Below are 19,915 nucleotides of genomic sequence, written 5' to 3'. Positions count from 1 at the left end.
TGTAAATTTATAAGAGAAGTTACTGCTGCTAATTATTTTTTATACCCGTAAAAAAATATGAAAATACCACTTTTGGCTTTTAATGATAAAGGCATTTATTGCCAGCAGGCAGATGTCTACCTTGATCCGTGGCGTCCTGTTACAAATGCCATCATTACCCACGGCCATGCCGACCATTCCCGTTGGGGGCACCAGAATTACATTACCCATCATACTAACGTCCCGATTATCCGGCACCGGCTTGGGCCTATAAATGTCACCGGAAAAGACTGGAATGAGACTTTTACAATTAATGGAGTCAAATTTTCACTGCATCCGGCCGGGCATATTATCGGGAGTGCCCAAATCCGAGTCGAGTACAAAGGGGAAGTTTGGGTATTTACAGGAGATTATAAAACAGAAGATGATGGCATTTCAGTGCCTTATGATGTGGTAAAATGTGATGCCTTTATTACCGAATGTACCTTTGGGTTGCCTGCTTTTAAATGGTTGCCACAGGCGGAAGTGATGACCGATATTAATAATTGGTGGGCCGAAAACAAAGCCGATGGAAAAACGTCAGTACTCTTCGGGTATTCACTGGGTAAAGCACAGCGGTTATTAAAATATTTGGATACCGATAATGGTAAAATTTATACCCATGGCGCAATTGAAAACATGACTGAGGTATTACGCCCGATGGTAGATTTTCCACCGACAACGCTCATTACACGGGAAACCAAAAAAGAGGAACTCATAGGCAATATTGTATTGGCGCCGCCAAGTGCGCATGGAAGTGTCTGGATTCGTAAGATGGCACCTTTTGTAACCGGTTCGGCCAGCGGCTGGATGGCTTTTCGAGGTGCACGCAGGCGCAGGGCGGTAGATCGTGGTTTTGTACTCAGCGACCATTGTGACTGGGCCGGGCTTTTGGAAAGTATCAAAGCTACCGGAGCCGAAAAGATAATTTGTACCCATGGTTATGCCGATATATTTTCGAGATACCTCCGGGAACAGGGATATGATGCGCGTACCGAACATACACAATATGAAGGGGAATTGGGAGAAATGGATGCTAAAAAGGAAAGTGAGGACGAAGTATGAGAAATTTTGCTGAACTTATCAAAACGCTGGACAGTTCCAATAAAACCTCTGTGAAAGTAGCCGCACTGACCAGTTACTTCCAGCATGCCAGTCCCGAAGATAAAGTATGGACGATCGCCATTTTATCTCATCGAAGGCCACCGCGACCTGTGAATACAACCTTGCTACGGCTTTGGGCCAATGAATTAGCGGGTATTCCCGTATGGTTGTTTGAAGAGAGTTATCATATTGTTGGAGATTTGGCGGAAACTATTGCGCTGATAATCCCGACGACTAAGGAGCATTCAGATAAGAGCCTCACGGAATACCTCGAAGAAATTATTGCCCTAAAGAAAAAAACGGAAGAAGAAAAAAAAGAATACCTACAGCAAAATTGGCTGGCACTCAATTACTATGAGCGTTTTGTGTTTACCAAATTAATTACCGGCAGTTTCCGGATTGGAGTCAGCCAAAAGCTAATGACTCGGGCGCTTTCCAAAGCGGAGGATATCGATGAGGATATTTTGGCTTATAAGCTTATGGGGGATTGGGATCCCAATACAATATCATTCCAGGAATTGATTGTAGATGAAAGAAGTCAGGATTTCCTTTCCAAGCCCTATCCGTTCTATTTGGCCTATCCGATAGAAGGGGATGTTTCAGGGTTAGGCAATCCGGAGGATTGGAGTGTAGAGCATAAATGGGATGGTATCCGTTCCCAGACGATTATACGTGAAAATGAACTCTATGTCTGGAGTCGTGGGGAAGAACTGGTGACAGATAAATATCCGGAATTTACGGCTTTCCTGGGAAAGATCCCGGATGGGACAGTGATTGACGGGGAGATTCTTCCTTATCCTGAGGGGGCAATTGGTACTTTCAATGATTTGCAGACGCGTATTGGACGCAAAACAGTTAGTGCGGCATTGCTTAAGAAAACACCGGTGCTCCTTATGGCCTATGACTTGCTGGAATGGAAAGGGCAGGATATTCGGAATCTTCCCTTTATTGAAAGACGATTTTTATTAGAGGAAATGTATCAAAATGTAAAGGACGAAAATCTGCCATTACTGCTTTCGGAGCGCTTTTCATTTTCAGGCTGGGATACCGTGGCTACAGAACGAATGCGTGCCCGCGAAGTCAAAAGTGAAGGCCTGATGATCAAACGCAAAGATTCCTCCTATCAGGTGGGGCGTAAAAAAGGCGATTGGTGGAAATGGAAAATTGAACCTCTGGTAATCGACGCGGTATTGACCTATGCGATGCGAGGGCATGGGCGGAGATCCAACCTCTTTACCGATTATACTTTTGCCTTGTGGCAAACAGATGAAAACGGCAATCGGGAGTTGGTGACATTTGCAAAGGCCTATTCCGGGCTTACCGATGCAGAATTCCGAAAAGTAGACGACTGGATCAAAAAAAATACGCTGGAACGCTTTGGCCCTGTACGCAGTGTTACGCCACAGCTCGTTTTTGAAATTGGCTTTGAAGGAATTGCACTTTCAAAAAGGCATAAAAGCGGAATCGCGACACGATTTCCCCGCATATTACGCTGGCGGCAGGACAAAAAAATGGAAGAGGCGAATTCTATTGAGGACTTAAAAAACATGATTGTGTAAATGAACAGAACCCAACTTTTTGAAGTAGCTGAAAATTGGTTCCACAAGCAAGGCTGGAAGGCTTTTCCCTTTCAGACGCAAACGTGGACGGCTTTTCTGCAGGGTAAAAATGGCCTGCTGAATGCGCCCACCGGCAGTGGAAAGACCTACGCGCTCTGGGCTCCGATCGTGTTGGATTATATCAAAAACAATCCCGATTATGCAACCCGCCATAAACCCGGTATTAAAGCCATTTGGATTACACCGTTACGGGCTTTATCAGTAGAAATTAAGCAGGCTGCAGAGCGTGTTGTGCAGGATATGGGACTTAAAATGACGGTGGGGATACGATCTGGGGATACCAGTAATAAAGAACGGGCACAACAAAAGACAAAAATGCCGGACCTGCTGATTACAACCCCGGAAAGCCTTCAGCTGCTGCTTGCTTCCAAAGGATATGATAAGATATTTAAAAGTTGTACAGCGATTGTTGTAGATGAATGGCACGAATTGCTGGGAACCAAAAGGGGTGTGCAGATGGAATTGGCACTGTCCAGGCTAAAGACTGTAGCGGCTAAAATGCGCATCTGGGGAATTTCCGCTACAATTGGCAATCTGGAACAGGCACAGCAAGTGTTATTGGGGATGGATTCCAAAGCATTGGAGAATTCCGTCCTGATACGCGCCAATATCCATAAAAAGATAAAAGTGATCTCGATTATTCCTGAAAAAATGGAAAGTTATCCGTGGCGGGGACACATGGGGCTTCACCTAATTGATGACGTCGCGCAAATCATCCGCAACAGTAAAACAACATTATTGTTTACGAATGTCCGGTCTGCCTGTGAAATCTGGTACCAGCGCTTATTGGAACGCTATCCCGAATTTGCCGGGGAAATGGCCATGCATCATGGGAGTATCAACCGGGAAACCCGGCTTTGGGTGGAACAGGCCATCCGAAACGAAGAATTGAAAGTGGTCGTCTGTACTTCCAGCCTTGATTTAGGAGTGGATTTTGCCCCAGTAGAAACCATTATTCAGGTAGGCGGTCCCAAAGGAGTGGCCCGTTTTCTGCAGCGCGCCGGAAGAAGCGGCCATCAGCCCGGTAAAGAAAGTGTAATCTATTTCCTGGCTACACATGCGATAGAGCTGGTCGAAGCTTCCGCCCTGAAAAAAGCCGTGGCAGAAACGGTAGTTGAAGACCGGACGCCTTACCTCAACAGCTGGGATGTATTAGTGCAATACCTCAATACGCTTGCAGTTTCCGATGGTTTTTTTTCCGATGACATTTATAAAGAAGTGAAAAGTACCTTTTGCTATCAGGATATGACACCGGAGAACTGGCAATGGATTTTGAATTTTATCACAAAAGGGAGCCAGAGCCTGAGGGCTTATGATGAATATAAAAAAGTAGAAATTATGGAGGATGGCTGCTATAAGATTAACAGCCGTTCGATTGCCATGCACCACAGGATGCAAATTGGTACCATTGTCGGTGATGCGGTACTCAATGTGAAATACCTTACAGGCGGTTATATCGGCAGTATTGAAGAATGGTTTATTTCCAAGCTCAAACCCGGTGATGTCTTTACTTTTGCAGGTAAAAAACTGGAATTGTACCGTGTAAAAAACATGCAGGTGCTTGTTAAAAAGGCTGAATCCGGAAAAACTTCAAAGTTTGCCAGCTGGATGGGAGGCCGTATGACCTTATCGGCACAAATGAGCGAATTGTTACGTCAGGAATTATATGCTGCGAACACTGAAAAATTAACCCCAGAATTAAAAGCGTTAGCTCCGGTTTTTAAGCGGCAGCGTAAAGAATCCATAGTGCCCAATGCCAATGAGTTCCTGATTGAAACGTTTAAAACAAGGGAGGGCTTTCATGCTATTTTCTATCCTTTCGAAGGACGGTTTGTGCATGAGGCATTAGCCAGTTTATTGGCCTACAGGATTAGTTTGCTATCGCCAATTACATTTTCGCTGGCCTATAATGATTACGGGTTTGAATTGCTTTCGGATCAGGAGATTAATATGATTGAAGTGCTGGATAACAATCTGTTTACCACGGCGTATGTCCATCAGGATCTGCAGGCGAGCCTGAATGCTACCGAAATGGCACGAAGAAAATTCCGGGATATTGCTGTAATTGCGGGGCTTGTTTTTACAGGTTTTCCCGGAAAGATTATTAAAACGAAGCACCTGCAAAGCAGTTCTCAATTGCTGTTTGAGGTATTCCGGGATTATGAGCCCGATAATCTATTGTTTCAACAGGCCTATCGGGAAACGTTTGAGCACCAGTTGGAAGAAGGCCGTTTGCTGATGGCATTGGAACGGATCGAAGGGCAGGAAATTGTCTGGAAACGATGCCAAAAACCAACACCGTTTAGTTTTCCAATTATTACCGACCGACTGCGGGAAAAACTATCCAGTGAAAGCCTGGCAGAACGAATCAGGAAGATGACAGCTTCCTATATGAAAAATGAAAATTGATGACGACACTTGAGATAAAAATTAAAAATCACAACTTTATATTACATCCTTCTGGGGCAGTATTTTGGAAGGCCTACGGGCTGCTTCTGATTTCGGATGTCCATTTTGGTAAAATAAGCCATTTTAGAAAACATGGCGTCGCAGTGCCCGAAGAAGCGATTGGTAAGAATTTTGAACAATTGACTGCTGTGGTTGCCTATTTTAATCCCGGTACGATATTGTTTTTAGGCGATTTATTTCACAGCAGCCTGAACCGTGAATGGAATTTATTCCGGAACTGGACAGCGAATTGTCCGGCTGATTGTATCCTCATTGCCGGAAATCATGATATTATCGATAGAATCCATTACGAAGCCATAGAAATTCGTGTCTGTGACGAAATGATCATTGATGGTTTTTTACTAACGCACCATCCCGAAGAAAGGCTGGGCTATTATAATTTTTCCGGTCATGTCCATCCCGGTGTCCAGTTAAAAGGAATAGGTCGGCAATTTCTAAATTTGCCGTGTTTTTTCCGAAAAGAACATCAGATTATATTACCAGCTTTTGGGGCATTCACAGGCAAACACATCTTAGCCCCATCTGAAACAGATGTGGTATATGCAGTCACTAAAGATGCGGTGATACTTGTAGTGTAGCTTAATTCAGGGCGAAAGGGGTGCTTAGTTTAAAAGTAGGTACAATCACCCGGAAACTTTTCGTAGAAGTGAAATTTACCATATTAAAGTAACCTCGCATCGCTCCAAAAGGCGAAGACAAAAGGCATCCTGAGCTATAGCTGTGTTTTTCTCCCGGTTTTAAAACGGGTTTTTTTCCAATGACACCTTCGCCATCAACAGTTTCAAGATCATTTAGGGAATCATAGATTTCCCAATGCCGTGAGGTAAGCTGTACGGAATCTTTACTTTGGTTTTCAATGGTGATTTCATAACTAAAAGCAAAGTGCAGTTTGTAGTTCTTGAAGTAGGTGCCTTCAAAACTAGTAAGTACGGTGATTTTTATGCCACTTGTTATTTGAGAAACCATAGGCTGATTCTAAAAAATAAAGTAATATATAATTTTGTAAAGAAAAGAAATTTATTTTACAAAGTTAGATTTATTCAAAATTACAATTTTTTTGTTTGAAATAACAAAGTACTGAAAAAAAATATTTTTTAAAATGTGTTAAAAAGTATTCGTTATCAGTTAATTATATCCACAGAGCTCGCGACTCCTTTACCAATTACACGATCATAGCGCTCGTTGTTTGCTCTATAATATACCACTACAAAATAATTATTTTCGGTTTGGTAGAAGTTACCATCTACCGCATTCTTCTCGTCAATACGGCCGTTTTTATCTGCTATGGTATAACAGAAGTTAGTGAATCCCTGTTTTATCAGGATGGATTTTTCATAAAGTGCTTTATCGGCATTATAGTCCATTTTGAATTCGGGTGTCAGGGAATAGTTGTTAAACATTCCGGACACATAAATGTCTTTTTTACCGAAATAGGCTGGAGCGCTTAAGCTGAAAGCAACCCAGGTATAGTCTGCTTCCAGGTTTACATTGGCAGTGACATTGGTCAGGTTGACCAAAAAATTACCATCAATGTCCGGGAAATAGGTGTAAGGCTTATTGGCGCGTGCTTCATTCGTGTACAAATTGGAAACGTAAATTTCCCCGGCAGTCACATAACTTACAGTGCTGTTAGGGCTACGGATATCTTTTGTTTCTACGTACAGGTATTCATTGCCTCCAAAAAACTGGGTTTCGGTATTGTATTTGTAAATGAGGTCATTGCCGATTGTATATTGGGGCCTGATATTGGTAATGCCTGTGCTGATCTGGCCGTTTTTCATCAATAGTACTTTCACATTGGTGAGCGGCGTTTGAAATTGGAGTGTTTGTGATTTTACTGCGAAATCCAGGTTTTGCATTTCATTGATATTTTCAATAGTCCGCGAGCGTTTCACCTGTACCGGAACCGACACTTCATCCTGAAAAACAATAAATTTTCTGGAGAAGACGACTGTCTGGTCTTCGTTAAGGATTTTTATAACATAGTTTCCGGTAACGATCAGCCCCTGAGTTTGTGGATTGGGGATGCTCAGGGTGTAATGGGAATAAAGTTGGAGTGTATTGAAAGAATTCTCATACGTCCGTATCCTTTGATTATCGAATCCCTGCAAGTATTCTCCTTTAGAAAGTTGTGAAGGTTTCCAGTCGTAATCGCAATGCTGAATCACATAATAATAGTTGGCTTCATTTCCGAAAAGATCATCAAACTGAAGTTGGAATGAGTCTCCTAACTGAATCAGTGGAATGATATTTTGGTTGTTTTGTACGAACGAAATAGTTTTTATATTATAAGGCGGTGGCGTTTCAGTTTCTGCCTGTGCCTGTGAGATCTGGTGGATGAAAAGGACGAATAGAAATACTAAGGGGATTCTATAGTTGTTTATCATATCGGGAAAGATTCTTTTTCCAAAAATAAAATAAATATGCTTAACTTCCAGTGTTTTAAACTTTAAATTACCTTTTGGGTAGAATTTGCACTAAATCCGGATTTATTTATAACATATGGGAATGATTTCTCCTTTGGCAAGACAATATTTTTCCACACTTTCGGCCGATAATTTCCGGGTGTAATCTTCTTCAATAACGGTAAAGCCAATGCTTCGTAATTTGGTGAAATAATCTCTTCCATAAACGCGCACATGGTCGTATTGCCCAAATATTTTTGCCCGCTCTTTCGGATCGGTAATAGAGTTGTCTTCAAAGGTAGTTTCCCGCTTTAAATCCTGTGGGATCTGGAAGATCCCCATCCCTCCGGGTTTGAGTACACGGTATAATTCTTCCATGGCTTTGGTATCATCCGGGATGTGTTCCAGTACATGGTTGCACAAAATAAGATCGTAGGTATTGTCTTCAAACGGAAGATTACAAATGTCGGCTTTTACATCCGCTAACGGTGAGAATAAATCGGTAGTGGTATAGTCCAGGTTTTTTTGCTTGCGGAATAGTTTATAAAATGCCTGTTCCGGTGCAAAATGCAACACTTTTTTGGGAGCGGTAAAAAAATCGGTCTCGTTGTTCAGGTAAAGCCAAAGCAATCGGTGTCTTTCCAGTGAAAGTGTGCTTGGTGAAAGTACATTGGAGCGCTGTGTACCATATCCATACGGCAGGAAGCTTTTGAAACTCCTGCCGTCTATAGGATCGGTATAATTAGTTCCCTTCAGGGCCAATGCCAAAACCGGTCGGGCTACATAGCTCAGCCGTATCAGCAAGGGACGGGGAATAGTATTTAGGATAAACCTGAAAATTTTCTTCATTCGGAAGTGGCCAATAAACCGGATTAAAGTACGAAAGGCAGTTTCCGGAATTCGTCTTCTTCATTAGAAACGATTCCCAGTGCTTCATATACGTAAGCAAAAGTAGAAAGCAATTCTGGTTTTCCATCAACGAGTGCCACATCATGCTCGAAGTGTGCGCTCGGTTTGCCATCACGGGTTACGATCGTCCACCCATCATTCAGTTGTTTGATGTTTTTGGTACCCAGGTTAATCATAGGTTCGATAGCGACAACCATTCCTTCTACGAATAATTTTCCACGACCCCGTTTTCCATAGTTAGGCATTTCAGGTTCTTCATGCATTTTTTGGCCAAGGCCATGTCCTACAAGTTCCCGAACAACACCATAGCCATGGGCTTCGGTATATTTTTGAATCGCGCTGCCTACATCTTCAACACGGTTTCCAGCTTTGAATTCGCGGATACCGGTATAAAGTGATTCTTTGGTGATCTGAAGTAATTTTTTTACTTCAGGAGCTACTTCGCCCACTTCAAATGTATAGGCATGATCTCCATAGAAACCATTTTTAAAAGCACCACAATCTGCAGAAACAATATCACCTTCTTCAAGAGGGCGATTGGTAGGAAGGCCATGTACGATAGCTTCATTAACACTGGCTAATAAAGTACATGGGCAATCGTATAGCCCTAAAAATCCTGGTTCAGCACCATGATCGCGTATAAATTCTTCTGCTAGTTTATCTAAGTATTGTGTGGTGATCCCCGGTTTAATTTCCCTGGCAATCATTCCTAATGTTTTGGAAACAATCAGGGCGCTTTCACGCATTAATTCAATTTGTTCGCGGGTTTTCGGAATTATCATAATCAATTTTTTTCGAAGTGCAAAAATACGATTTTTTTAATTATCAGGATTAAAACTATCATAATTGTTGGGGACAGCTCGTTTTAAAAATGTGTTTTTTAGCGCTTTAAACCATACGATTCGGCACCAGGATGTTCAAAAGGTCATTTTCAAGGCTAATAACTGGTTTTTCAACAATACGGCCGATTTCTTTTCCTTGCTGAAGGACGATAAATGTAGGGATGCGCTGAATGTCCGGAAGTGGTATTTCCTTACCGGGAATATTTTTATCACGATCCATTCCAACTACCAACAGCTTGCCCTCTTCAAATGAAATACCGTCAAGGATTTTGTAAAACGCAGGTACCTGTTCCCGGCAATCCTGGCACCAGTTTCCCATATAAATTACAATTTGTATAGTATGGATATACTGTTGGAGTAGTGTGACGGTTGCGGCATCTGGTGTATAATCCCGATAGGTGGGGATAAACCAGTTGGCATCCGGATCGGCCTGAAGGTCGTGACGGGAAATTTTACCCAGGAACATTTTAGTGCCCATAAGATTAAAATGAAAGGATGATAATGAATGTGTTTTCGGAATTTAAAAAAGGAGCCATCAACACTGTTGATTGCTCCCTTTTATGGATAATGGATGTAATGTAAAATTATGAAATCAACGAATGTTGTGTCATGACTTCCGGTTGTGGGATGCCCATTAAATCCAGGATAGTTGGAGCGATATCGCCCAGGATGCCATCCTTGATATGTTTTATGTCATTGTCAACCAATATGATTGGCACCGGATTGGTGGTGTGTGCTGTATTTGGGCTTCCGTCTGGATTGATCATCGTTTCACAATTACCGTGATCTGCAATTACAATGGTTGTGTAGCCATTGGCTAAGGCTGTTTCGATTACGGCTTTCGCACAGGTGTCTACCGCCTCACAGGCTTTGATAGCTGCTGCCATAACACCGGTATGTCCTACCATGTCGCCATTGGCAAAATTAAGGCATACAAAATCAACCTCACCTTTTTGGAGTTCGGGAATCAGTGCGTCTTTTAAATCAAAAGCACTCATTTCAGGTTTCAGGTCGTAAGTAGCCACTTTTGGGGAAGGGCAAAGAAGTCTTGTTTCTCCTTCAAAAGGTACTTCGCGTCCACCCGAAAAGAAGAACGTAACGTGCGGGTACTTTTCGGTTTCGGCAATCCTGATTTGTTTTTTATGGTTTTTCTCCAGGACTTCACCAAGGGTTTCTGAGATGTTGTCTTTGTTGTAAACCACTTTAATGTTTTTATAGCTCTCGTCGTAATTCGTTAAGGTCACAAAATACAGTTTGAGTTTGTGCATGTTCTGTTCGTGGTGGTCTTCTTGTGTAAGGACTTCCGTTAGCTGTCTTCCGCGATCGGTTCTGAAATTGAAGAAAATCACGACATCATCCGGTTTGATCTTGGCTACCGGCTGGTCATTTTCATCGACCATAACAATAGGTTTGATAAATTCGTCCGTAATGTCTGCATTGTAATTGTTATGAATAGCATCCAATGCATTAGTAGCGTGAGTACCTTCTCCATTTACGAGCAGGTCATAGGCTAATTTTACTCTTTCCCAGCGTTTGTCCCGATCCATTGCATAGTAGCGACCGATAATCGAAGCTAGTTTTGCAGAAGTGTTTTTGATGTGGTTTTCAAGAGAAGAAATAAAGAATCCGCCGGATTTAGGATCGACGTCACGGCCATCAGTAAAGGCATGGACGAAAACTTTTTTAAGGCCAAAATCCTGAGTAGCGTCTATAAGCCCTTTTAGGTGGTCAATATGGGAATGCACGCCACCATCCGAAACCAGGCCGAGAAAATGGACATCCTTATTGTTGTCTTTCGCATATTGGAAAGCATCAACAAGCACTTTTTCGGTGTTCAGGGTTTTGTTGGCTACTGCAAGGTTGATCTTGGCAAGATCCTGGTAGATAATTCTTCCGGCACCAAGATTCATATGTCCTACTTCAGAATTTCCCATTTGCCCTTCGGGAAGTCCAACATTTAAGCCGTCCGTTCGTAGGGAAGCATTGGGGTATTTAGTATACAGGCTGTCAATGAAAGGCGTATTGGCATTGTCAATGGCAGATACTTTTGGGTCTGGAGATTTACCCCAGCCGTCAAGGATCATTAGGATTACTTTCTTGTTCATGATTTTAATTTAAAGTAATGTAAAAATACAATTTTTAAGGTTTTAAAATAGTATTGTCCTGCTAACTTTTCTGATAGCGTATGTTAAACAATTCACAATGATGATGTGTTAATATATTGTAAATCATGTTTTTGATCTCTTTTTTTGGCACGAAGATTGTTTATAAGCGCAACAGACTGTATTGTTAAAAAATATATTTTTTGCTTTTTTACACAACAAATGCTAAAATGAAGCGTTAGTACTATACCTGCTGATCTTAATGTTAAAGTCAGCTAATGTGTTAAAATTCTGATTTTTATGATTTTTGAATTTGTATAAGAAGTTTAATTTTATATTTTTGGCAACCTTGATTATTAACCACACAACAGAAAGAAATTCAATGATTTACAGATTTATGCCGCTTGTAGTATTTTTTTTATTGTCGTTCTCAACGAATGCTCCAAAAACAAACAATGTAAAAGAAATTGTTAAAACATCAACAACAAACAACGCTATGGTCGTTGAAAATGTTTACAACAGCTTACACACGCAAAATTTTGCACTTCCAAGATTGGAGAGTTTTAAAAAAGCTCTTGAAGGATTTTACCTGCTTAAAGCAAAGGGGGTAGTAACCAAGGATATTTTAACCTTGGTAGATTTTAGCCTTTCGTCGAACAAAAAACGGATGTGGGTAATCGATCTCGCAACCAATACCATTCTGTATCAATCTTTAGTTTCGCACGGAAGAAATTCTGGGGATGAATTTGCTGAAAAATTCTCTAATGTTCCCGAATCGTATCAAAGTAGTTTAGGTTTTTACGCAACTGGTAATACTTATACCGGAAAACACGGAATGTCATTACAATTAGAAGGCCTTGAAAAAGGGATTAATGACAGGGCCAAATCCAGAGCTATTGTTATTCATGGGGCTGATTATGCCGATGAAAGCTTTATTAAAGCTCATGGAAGATTAGGAAGAAGCCAGGGCTGTCCAGCCATTCCGATGAGTATGAGGGATGATATTATTAAGGCGATAAAAGGAAAATCATGTCTTTTTATCTACCACCCTTCAAAAAGTTATGAGGCATCTACCAAATTAGTGTCGAATGAAAGCCATTCAATGGTTTAGATAATGGAATAGTTCGGAATCCAGATTGTAAATATCTTCACGAAATTGCAATTTTTCCGAATCATCCATCCAGGCCGTCCAGTATAACTGATGTACATAAATGTCATCTGTTATACTGGCGTTTTTGGTTTTATGGGTATCCAGTGTGCTCTGTATTTTTTCTTTACTCCAGTTTTTAGTGTCCAATAGATATTCCGAAAGTGCGATTGGATCTTCCACACGCACGCAGCCTGAACTTAAGGCGCGATAGCTATTCCCAAAACTACTGCGGTGATTGGTATCATGCAGGTAGACCATATAAGGATTCGGGAAATTGATCTTCATTCTGCCTAATGAATTGAAATCTCCGGGGCTTTGGACATAGCGGTAATTTTTTGCCTGATCTTTCTTCCAGGTTGAAGCTGTAATCCGGTTGTTGTTTTGGTCATAGACCTTAATGTTTTTCTGTTGCAAATAATAAAAATTACGGGAAGTAGCCGGAATGATATCTTCATTGAGGATAGTGGGTGGTACAGTCCAGGTAGGATTGTAGACGATATAATTGAGCTTTGAAGATAGGATCGGAGTTTTACGCTCTGGTTTTCCTACGATGACTTTATGTATCCGAAGGGTATCCTCGTTTTTTATCGCATACAGGGAGTAGTCTGGAATATTAATGATCAGGTAATTTTGCCCCATCGATCTCGGATACCAACGCCAGCGTTCCAGATTGGCGATAAGCTGTTCCCGCCGTGTTGCTTTTGAAATATTCAGGGCTACTACGGTATTATTGCCAATGATGCCATCTGCTTTTAACCCATGCCGCTTTTGAAATTGTTTTACGGCCTTCGCTGTGGTATTGTCATAGTAGTTGCTGGTGGTATCTGTTGTGTTGAGGTCATGCCAGTATACTAATTTCTTTTTGATGGTAATTAAAGCAGCATTTGATTCCTTAGGGAGGATTTTTCGGGTTTTAAGGACTATTGTTTTTGTATGGTCTTCCGGATAACCGTCTAATAATTGTAATGCTCTTTGGAGCTGCAGGTAGATCGGGTGTTTTTGCTTATGGTCTTCAATTGTTTTTGTGATCGTATTGTGGCTTAGGGTATCTAATAATAAGATGGCAGAATATCCGGAATTCGGTTTAAGGTCCCAATCGGTGTAGAGTTCTTTAGGATCTGCTTTGCCATTCGAAATTTGTCCAATATAGCTGTAAAAGCTCTGGCTTAATAACACATCGTAGATCATCTGTTCGGTAGTGTCCAGGGGTGTATTTCGGGTTTCTGTCTCCATAATTTGAGCCATCCAAAAATCATCCGGTTGCAGGCCTTCCGTCGAAAGAGTCCGTAAGGCTGCGATATAGGCTTCCCGGTTGGAGGTGGTGTTCCAGATCGTTTTATTGCCTGCTTTGCGATAAAGTGCAATAAGGCTATCATTTGCAGTAGCATAAATGAGAGTAGTGTCAATTGGAATGCTTTGGAGGTCCTGTGGAATGCTGATCGCGATTGTTGGTGCAACGCTTGGGCTGGCCTGGACCGGTGTAAGGCTTCCGGAAAGGCTGATGACGATAGCGAGGGAATACAATACATTCATAGCAACATGTTTTAATAGTAGTATTTCTCAGAAAAGGGCAGGGCACTGTTTTTTTTCCAATGCCTTGCCTGTATATTATAGTGACAATCCTGTTGTCCCGGTTTTTTGATCAACCGATGAGTAGTTAAGCCACTTTTTTGCTCATAATATAATGAGTGCCTGCTGTTGGGATTTCGAAAGCTTCGCCGGTTATGGCGTAGCCTAATTTTTGATAAAATCCTACTGCGGTTTCCCGTGCATTAAACCAAATTAGCTGCCCATTTTTTTGACGCACCCTATTTTCAGTATATCGTATCAATTCTTCTCCCAGGCCCCGCTTCTGAAATTGCTCCAAAACGGCCATACCACGGATCTGAAATTGCTTGGGTAGGTCAAAGGCTGTATTGTTATTTTCGAATAGTGAAATGATTCCCATTAGGGCCTCCGTTTCAAATATCCGAAATGTTCTGTTGTATTGAGGTCATCACCATCAAAAATACAACTTTCAAGAGGCATACCGGCTCGTAAAACAGGTTGGCGTACTGCATAAGTAGCTTCGCTGGTTATTTTTTTAATCGTTTTGGACATATTTTTTGAACGCTTTATGGTTTAAAGTTAAGCTTTTCTTTTAACAATGGAAAAAAAAGATAAAACCTGATAAAAAATATAAAAACGTAAATATTTCATATTAAATAAATTACAATTTTGTAAGACAGAAAAGCGGATAAAAATTAATTTTTTTTCAAAAAAAGCTTGCAGGAAAGTAAAAACATTGCGTATATTTGCACCGTTGATAAGCGGAAGTAGCTCAGTTGGTAGAGCTCCAGCCTTCCAAGCTGGTTGTCGCGAGTTCGAGCCTCGTCTTCCGCTCTGCAAACCTCAAACGAAAGTTTGAGGTTTTTTTTTGTCCAAAACAGAACACTTTCTTCATCATATTGTACCACCTAATACTCGATTAGAATGAAACAATTTATAGGATTACTCTTGGCTGTAATAAGCATCGCTTGTGGATCAGAAACTAATAAAAAAACTACCGAAGTGCCTTCAGGGCAAAAAACAGAAAAAGAACAGCCTGCTACAGTAATAAATACAATGGAAGATGGCCTCTTTTTTGGCTATACCAATGAGCCGGGTACTGTTATCCTGCTATTGGATTCCGATAGTATCCAGCAACCCAAACACATAAAGAATGTCCTCTCCGCTGCGGGTGTGGTGCTCCATGTTGCTTTTACAGGAACCCAAAAAGCCAACGATCAGGATAGCGGAAGGCAGAATTATTTTAATTTCAGTAATAGCGGTGGGCATCGCTATGAGGTTGAAAAAGCTACATTGCCAAATGATCAGACCGTTGTGCTTTGTACTGATGCATTTCTAAAACAACATCAGGCTTTGCAATTTGATTCCAAGACGAAGGGTACATTAGCGAATGATTTGCGATCTAAAATAGAGCGGGATAAAGGACGAACGATAAAAAGGAGTGCAGTAATTGCTACTGTAAAAGAAAAAGTAAAAATTGCCCTGGTCGAGTTTGAAATGAAAGGTAACCAGGCATTGGTAGTCCTGGCAGCAATAACGCCAACTAAAATCAGTTATAAAGATTTCCCTGCTGAATATGATGAGATGAGTACCTGGGGGGTAGATGATGGCGGTGATTTTGGTTTTGAATGGTTTACGATCAGTACTATTTTTGAAAATAAAGGCAGCTTTGAGATGGTCACCGATTGGGCTGGAGCCGAAGGAACCACTGTCGAGTACCTGAAAGAAGAAAATGGGAAATTGGTCACTGTGAAAAAGGCCTACCGTTATACTGCCCCATTATAATATTAAGCAGCATACTGCATGATTTTAGAATAAAAAAGTTTCCCGGATACTACAAGATTCGGGAAACTTTTTTGTTTTGGACTACCGGTGGTTTATCGGCCTAATGTGCTTAAGTCGCTTTCCGGTGCTATTTCTTCAGGGAGGTGTTGTGCTGTGAAAATCCGTGCAGGTAAACTACCTTTCAGGGTGACGTGATTTCCTTTTACTTCAAGCCAGCTTCCTTCACGCAGCCCTACTACCGGGATGTTATTGTAAGCATGGAACTCCAGGATGCGGGTTTCGCGGGTTTCGCCCATGTGTGTAGAACCTGCAATAGGATCCAAATAATGAGGGTTGATGTTAAACGGAACGAATCCTAAGGTTTTAAAGCTCGGTGGATATACAATTGGCATATCGTTGGTGGTTTGCATGCTAAGGCCGCAAATATTACTGCCGGCACTGGTTCCTAAATAAGGGGTTCCATTTTTTACTGTTATTTCGAGGGCTTCCATACAATTGTTTTTGTACAGTTGGGTGACCAATACAAAGGTGTTTCCGCCTCCGGTAAATAAGGCTTCGGCATTCGTTATGGCTTCAGCAGGATTGTCATATTCATGGATTCCGGTTACGGAAATTCCAAGTGGGCTAAATGCCTGGCGTACTTTTTGTGTGTAGTCTTCATGCGAAATACCACCTGGGCGTGCATAAGGAATAAATAATATTGTTTTGGCATTTTCAAAATGCGATTGTAATGTAGGGAGCAGGTATTCCAGGTAACTTCCATCATGTAGTGTAGAAGTACTGGCAATAATGATATTTCTCATGGATTGCTTTTTGAGGGGTAAAATTACAAATCTTCCTTCTTTTTTAGCGCCAAAAAATAGAAAGAGTAAGGGTCTGAATTATATTAACATAATATTATAAGGTCATTAGGATTAATTTTGGAAACACTAAAGATATATTTACAAAATCTTCTTAAAGTTTAATTGTTTGTCTTTACTATTTTAAAAGTTTAAGGATAACGCAGGAATTGGGAGTTTTCATAAACAAATAACAAGCCATTGGGACGTTTTCCCAAAACCACCATTATGCAAAGGATTATGCTTATTCTCCCATTCTTTTTTCTGACAACAACAGCTTCATTATTAGCGCAGCAGAAAGAGCGTACACACTTAAAAGGAAAGATTGTATCCCAGTATTCTCATTTAGAAGGTATGGATGTAATCAATTTAAATACCGAAAAAGGAGTAAAGACTATCGCAGGTGGTTATTTCGATATTAAGGTCAGGGTAAATGACACACTCATGTTTTCTGCTTTTCAGTTTAAAGGCAAACGGATTGTAGTGACCGAAGAAGATCTGGAGAAGGATCTTTTGTTGGTACAAATGGAAATAATTGTGCATTATCTGGATGAAGTTATGGTCATGCGTTATGATCATATTAATCCTGAAAGCCTGGGAATTGTGCCCAAAAATCAAAAAAAATATACACCGGCAGAACGCAAACTCAAAGCAGCATCAGGATATGACGCTACCTTGGGACTAAATACCTCATTCTCATTGGATCCTTTATTTAATGTTTTTTCCGGAAGGACGAAAATGTTAGAGAAAGCTTTGGTAGTAGAAAAGAAAGACAAGTTATTGCGTAAAATTGAAGCCTATTTCAGCGATGAATTCATCCGGGAAAAACTTCAGATCGAAGAAGCATTTGTGGATGGTTTCAAATATTACATTGTGGATGATCCTAAATTTGTGGAAGCCATGGGCAAAAAAGACAAAACAACAGCAGCATTTGTTATGGGAGAACTCGCAGAAGAGTATAAAAAAGTGCTTGCCGATGTTAAATAAATTTACCCTTATCTTATTTTGTCTTAGTTTTAGCGACGTATTGGCGCAGCAACTTCTGAAAGGAAAGGTGATTGCCGAAAATTCCGCTGCCGAAGGGGTGTTGGTTGTAAACCTAACGACCGAAAAGGAAACAAAAACAAATCTGCAGGGTGATTTTACGATCAGGGCAAAACCAGGTGATCTCCTGATATTGTTTTCCTATGAACTGTATAAAAAAAGGATTGTGCTGGAGGAAACGGACTTTGAAAAAACCTTAGAGATAGTGATGGAAACCAATCCGAACCAACTCGAAGAAGTTGTGGTGGAACGCTACCGGATCAATCCTGAAGATCTGGGGCTGGTACCAAAAGGGCAAAAGGTCTATACGCCGGGCGAACGAAAAGCATTACGTGGAAATGGGGATGCATTGATTGTTGAAAGAAAAGACAAACTTCGAGCCAAATTCGAAAGCTATTTTAAAGATAGCATGATCATACAGAATCTTGGAATCCCTAAAGAATATGTGGAAGGCTATAAATATTTTATTATAGAGAATCCGGAATTTGTACAGGCAATGAATAATAACAATAGTGTAACTATTAACACATGCGTGCTCCGTCTCGCTGAAAAATATAAAAAAATGCTTGCCGATGAATAGTCAGATTGTCTTTATGTTATTGCTGCTCAGTTTTGGCACTGCGTTTTCCCAACAGCAGATCAAAGGTAAAGTTGTGGCTAATAAGGCTGGGATCGGACAAATTATGGTCGTTAACCTGAGTGTTCAGAAGGAGACGCAGACAGATGCCGACGGAAATTTTGCCATAACGGCTTCCGAAGGGGATTTGCTGATTTTTACGGCACCACAATTCCGGAAAACAAGATTGGTAGTAGATCAGTCTGATTTTGGAAAGGTACTGGAAATCCAGGTTGAGGTATATGCCAATCAACTCGATGAAGTTGAGGTGAATAATACCCGTATTAATCCCGAAGATTTGGGGCTGGTGCCAAGAGGGCAAAAAACATATACTCCGGCAGAAAGGCGATTGCTGGTGGCGACAGGAAATGTGATTACAGTAGGAACCGGTTTCTCAATTGGTCTGGATCCCTTGCTGAACCTGATTTCTGGAAGAACCGCTATGCTTAAAAGTAAACTTGTGGTTGAACGCAAAGAGTTGCTGCTGAGAAAATTGGAAGTCTATTTTAGTGATGAGTATATTCAGGAAAGGCTCAAAATACAGAAAGATTACGTAGACGCTTTTAAATATTACAGTATTGAAAACAGTAAATTTGCAGAAGCGATGCAGATGAAAAATAAAACACTCGCCTCTTTCATTATTATGGAGTTGGCGCTGGAATATAATAAAAAACAGTAAATGCCGAATAAGATTATACTACTGCTTCTCCTCTTTATGGCGAATTCGGTATCCTCACAACAACTGCTTAAAGGTAAATTAGTTTCCGACCGACTTGGAGTAGAGAGTATCCTTGTGGTCAACCTGACTGCTGGAAAAGAAACACAAACGGATGCCGGTGGTAATTTTAGCATCATGGCAAAAACAGGAGATGTACTGGTTTTGACGGCAGTCCAGTTCCGGGAAAAGCGGATCCGTGTCCAGGATTTTGATTTCCAGCAGGTATTTTCTGTAAAAATGGAAGCTGCACTAAATCAGCTCGATGAAGTAGTGGTTGATAAAAAAACATCCATTAATCCGGAAGATCTTGGGCTTGTTGCTAAAGGTCAAAAGGTATATACGCCTGCAGAACGCAAAGTGAAAACTTCAAACAGTGGAACAGATGCCATTATTAATGCTATCACAGGGCAGACCCGAAAACTGAAAAAACAAGCTGAAATTGAAAAACAGGAAGTGGTCTATGAAAAATTCCAATACCTGTTTGAAGATGAATTCTATATTGAAAAACTACACATACCGGCAGAGTATATTGCTGGGTTTAAACATTTTTGTATTGAAGACCAGGAATTTGTACGGGTACTAAAAGCCAATAATAAAAATATGATGATCTTTTTGATGGGTGGGCTTGCCGATAAGTACAATACAATCAGAACAGTAGGGAACTAATGGTTTAATATGCTAAATTTCCCTAAAAGGGCATTTCGCTTTCGGCTAAAATCCTTAAATTGAACACTCAAACGAAAGACC

General features: G+C 40.9%; 20 protein-coding genes and 1 tRNA gene. 11 read left to right on the top strand and 10 right to left on the bottom strand.

What is annotated here, in order from left to right; all coding sequences use genetic code 11:
• The first annotated feature begins 57 nt into the window (after positions 1 to 57).
• The 4 genes from FK004_RS01370 to pdeM are packed head-to-tail and all read left to right on the top strand — an operon-like array spanning position 58 to position 5,788.
• Positions 58 to 1,083: a ligase-associated DNA damage response exonuclease gene (locus FK004_RS01370; RefSeq protein WP_108735627.1), complete on the top strand. Its 1,026-nt coding sequence runs from the start codon at positions 58 to 60 to the stop codon at positions 1,081 to 1,083.
• Positions 1,080 to 2,681, top strand: a complete 1,602-nt coding sequence (locus FK004_RS01365; RefSeq protein WP_108735626.1) for an ATP-dependent DNA ligase — start codon at positions 1,080 to 1,082, stop codon at positions 2,679 to 2,681. Before FK004_RS01370 ends, FK004_RS01365 begins: the two co-directional genes overlap by 4 nt.
• Positions 2,682 to 5,150: a ligase-associated DNA damage response DEXH box helicase gene (locus FK004_RS01360; protein ID WP_108735625.1), complete on the top strand. Its 2,469-nt coding sequence runs from the start codon at positions 2,682 to 2,684 to the stop codon at positions 5,148 to 5,150.
• Positions 5,150 to 5,788 (top strand): ligase-associated DNA damage response endonuclease PdeM, encoded by a 639-nt coding sequence (pdeM, locus tag FK004_RS01355; RefSeq protein ID WP_108735624.1) that lies wholly within the window; start codon positions 5,150 to 5,152, stop codon positions 5,786 to 5,788. Before FK004_RS01360 ends, pdeM begins: the two co-directional genes overlap by 1 nt.
• Position 5,789: 1 nt before the next feature.
• Here the strand turns inward: pdeM and apaG are convergent, their stop codons facing one another.
• The 6 genes from apaG to gpmI all read right to left on the bottom strand — a co-directional run bounded on the left by apaG (position 5,790) and on the right by gpmI (position 11,471).
• Entirely contained in the window at positions 5,790 to 6,176 is a 387-nt protein-coding gene (gene apaG / locus FK004_RS01350; RefSeq protein WP_108735623.1) for a Co2+/Mg2+ efflux protein ApaG, read from the bottom strand.
• 155 nt (positions 6,177 to 6,331) lie between these two features.
• Positions 6,332 to 7,597, bottom strand: coding sequence for a type IX secretion system plug protein (locus FK004_RS01345; protein ID WP_108735622.1), 1,266 nt, complete (start codon positions 7,595 to 7,597; stop codon positions 6,332 to 6,334).
• Between the two features lie 102 nt (positions 7,598 to 7,699).
• Positions 7,700 to 8,464: a class I SAM-dependent methyltransferase gene (locus tag FK004_RS01340; RefSeq protein WP_108735621.1), complete on the bottom strand. Its 765-nt coding sequence runs from the start codon at positions 8,462 to 8,464 to the stop codon at positions 7,700 to 7,702.
• Positions 8,465 to 8,487: 23 nt separating this feature from the next.
• Positions 8,488 to 9,306 (bottom strand): type I methionyl aminopeptidase, encoded by an 819-nt coding sequence (gene map, locus FK004_RS01335; RefSeq protein ID WP_108735620.1) that lies wholly within the window; start codon positions 9,304 to 9,306, stop codon positions 8,488 to 8,490.
• Positions 9,307 to 9,412: 106 nt separating this feature from the next.
• Positions 9,413 to 9,844 (bottom strand): thioredoxin family protein, encoded by a 432-nt coding sequence (locus FK004_RS01330; RefSeq protein ID WP_108735619.1) that lies wholly within the window; start codon positions 9,842 to 9,844, stop codon positions 9,413 to 9,415.
• Between the two features lie 106 nt (positions 9,845 to 9,950).
• A complete protein-coding gene (gpmI, locus tag FK004_RS01325) occupies positions 9,951 to 11,471 on the bottom strand; it encodes a 2,3-bisphosphoglycerate-independent phosphoglycerate mutase (protein WP_108735618.1) in 1,521 nt (506 codons plus the stop codon).
• A 337-nt stretch (positions 11,472 to 11,808) separates the two neighbouring features.
• On the opposite strand from gpmI, the gene FK004_RS01320 reads away from it, so the two are divergent.
• Positions 11,809 to 12,579: a murein L,D-transpeptidase catalytic domain family protein gene (locus FK004_RS01320; protein ID WP_317046961.1), complete on the top strand. Its 771-nt coding sequence runs from the start codon at positions 11,809 to 11,811 to the stop codon at positions 12,577 to 12,579.
• On the opposite strand, the gene FK004_RS01315 is transcribed toward FK004_RS01320, so the two are convergent.
• The 3 genes from FK004_RS01315 to FK004_RS19365 form a co-directional block, all read right to left on the bottom strand.
• Entirely contained in the window at positions 12,568 to 14,151 is a 1,584-nt protein-coding gene (locus FK004_RS01315) for a L,D-transpeptidase family protein (RefSeq protein ID WP_108735617.1), read from the bottom strand. The two genes, FK004_RS01320 and FK004_RS01315, sit on opposite strands and share 12 nt — an antisense overlap.
• Positions 14,152 to 14,275: 124 nt before the next feature.
• Positions 14,276 to 14,566, bottom strand: coding sequence for a GNAT family N-acetyltransferase (locus tag FK004_RS01310; protein ID WP_262497660.1), 291 nt, complete (start codon positions 14,564 to 14,566; stop codon positions 14,276 to 14,278).
• A complete protein-coding gene (locus FK004_RS19365; protein ID WP_227871652.1) occupies positions 14,566 to 14,718 on the bottom strand; it encodes a hypothetical protein in 153 nt (50 codons plus the stop codon). Before FK004_RS19365 ends, FK004_RS01310 begins: the two co-directional genes overlap by 1 nt.
• Positions 14,719 to 14,927: 209 nt before the next feature.
• Here FK004_RS19365 and FK004_RS01305 point away from each other — a divergent pair.
• Together FK004_RS01305 and FK004_RS01300 are read left to right on the top strand one after the other, a co-directional pair.
• Positions 14,928 to 15,000, top strand: a tRNA-Gly gene (locus FK004_RS01305).
• 90 nt (positions 15,001 to 15,090) lie between these two features.
• Entirely contained in the window at positions 15,091 to 15,951 is an 861-nt protein-coding gene (locus tag FK004_RS01300) for a hypothetical protein (protein ID WP_108735616.1), read from the top strand.
• A gap of 92 nt (positions 15,952 to 16,043) precedes the next feature.
• On the opposite strand, the gene pepE is transcribed toward FK004_RS01300, so the two are convergent.
• Entirely contained in the window at positions 16,044 to 16,754 is a 711-nt protein-coding gene (gene pepE / locus FK004_RS01295) for a dipeptidase PepE (RefSeq protein WP_108735615.1), read from the bottom strand.
• Between the two features lie 264 nt (positions 16,755 to 17,018).
• On the opposite strand from pepE, the gene FK004_RS19135 reads away from it, so the two are divergent.
• The 4 genes from FK004_RS19135 to FK004_RS01280 are packed head-to-tail and all read left to right on the top strand — an operon-like array spanning position 17,019 to position 19,834.
• Positions 17,019 to 17,777 carry a hypothetical protein gene (locus FK004_RS19135; RefSeq protein WP_157955997.1) on the top strand — a complete coding sequence of 253 codons (759 nt, stop codon included), beginning with the start codon at positions 17,019 to 17,021 and terminating at the stop codon, positions 17,775 to 17,777.
• Positions 17,767 to 18,414: a carboxypeptidase-like regulatory domain-containing protein gene (locus tag FK004_RS01290; RefSeq protein WP_157955996.1), complete on the top strand. Its 648-nt coding sequence runs from the start codon at positions 17,767 to 17,769 to the stop codon at positions 18,412 to 18,414. Before FK004_RS19135 ends, FK004_RS01290 begins: the two co-directional genes overlap by 11 nt.
• Entirely contained in the window at positions 18,407 to 19,129 is a 723-nt protein-coding gene (locus FK004_RS01285) for a hypothetical protein (protein ID WP_108735613.1), read from the top strand. Before FK004_RS01290 ends, FK004_RS01285 begins: the two co-directional genes overlap by 8 nt.
• Entirely contained in the window at positions 19,130 to 19,834 is a 705-nt protein-coding gene (locus FK004_RS01280) for a hypothetical protein (protein WP_108735612.1), read from the top strand.
• Positions 19,835 to 19,915: the final 81 nt, after the last annotated feature.

Source organism: Flavobacterium kingsejongi (genome assembly GCF_003076475.1).
Taxonomy (GTDB): Bacteria; Bacteroidota; Bacteroidia; order Flavobacteriales; family Flavobacteriaceae; genus Flavobacterium; species Flavobacterium kingsejongi.
The sequence above is the reverse complement of the archived record's forward strand: the minus strand, read 5'-3'. Positions and strand labels throughout refer to the sequence as shown.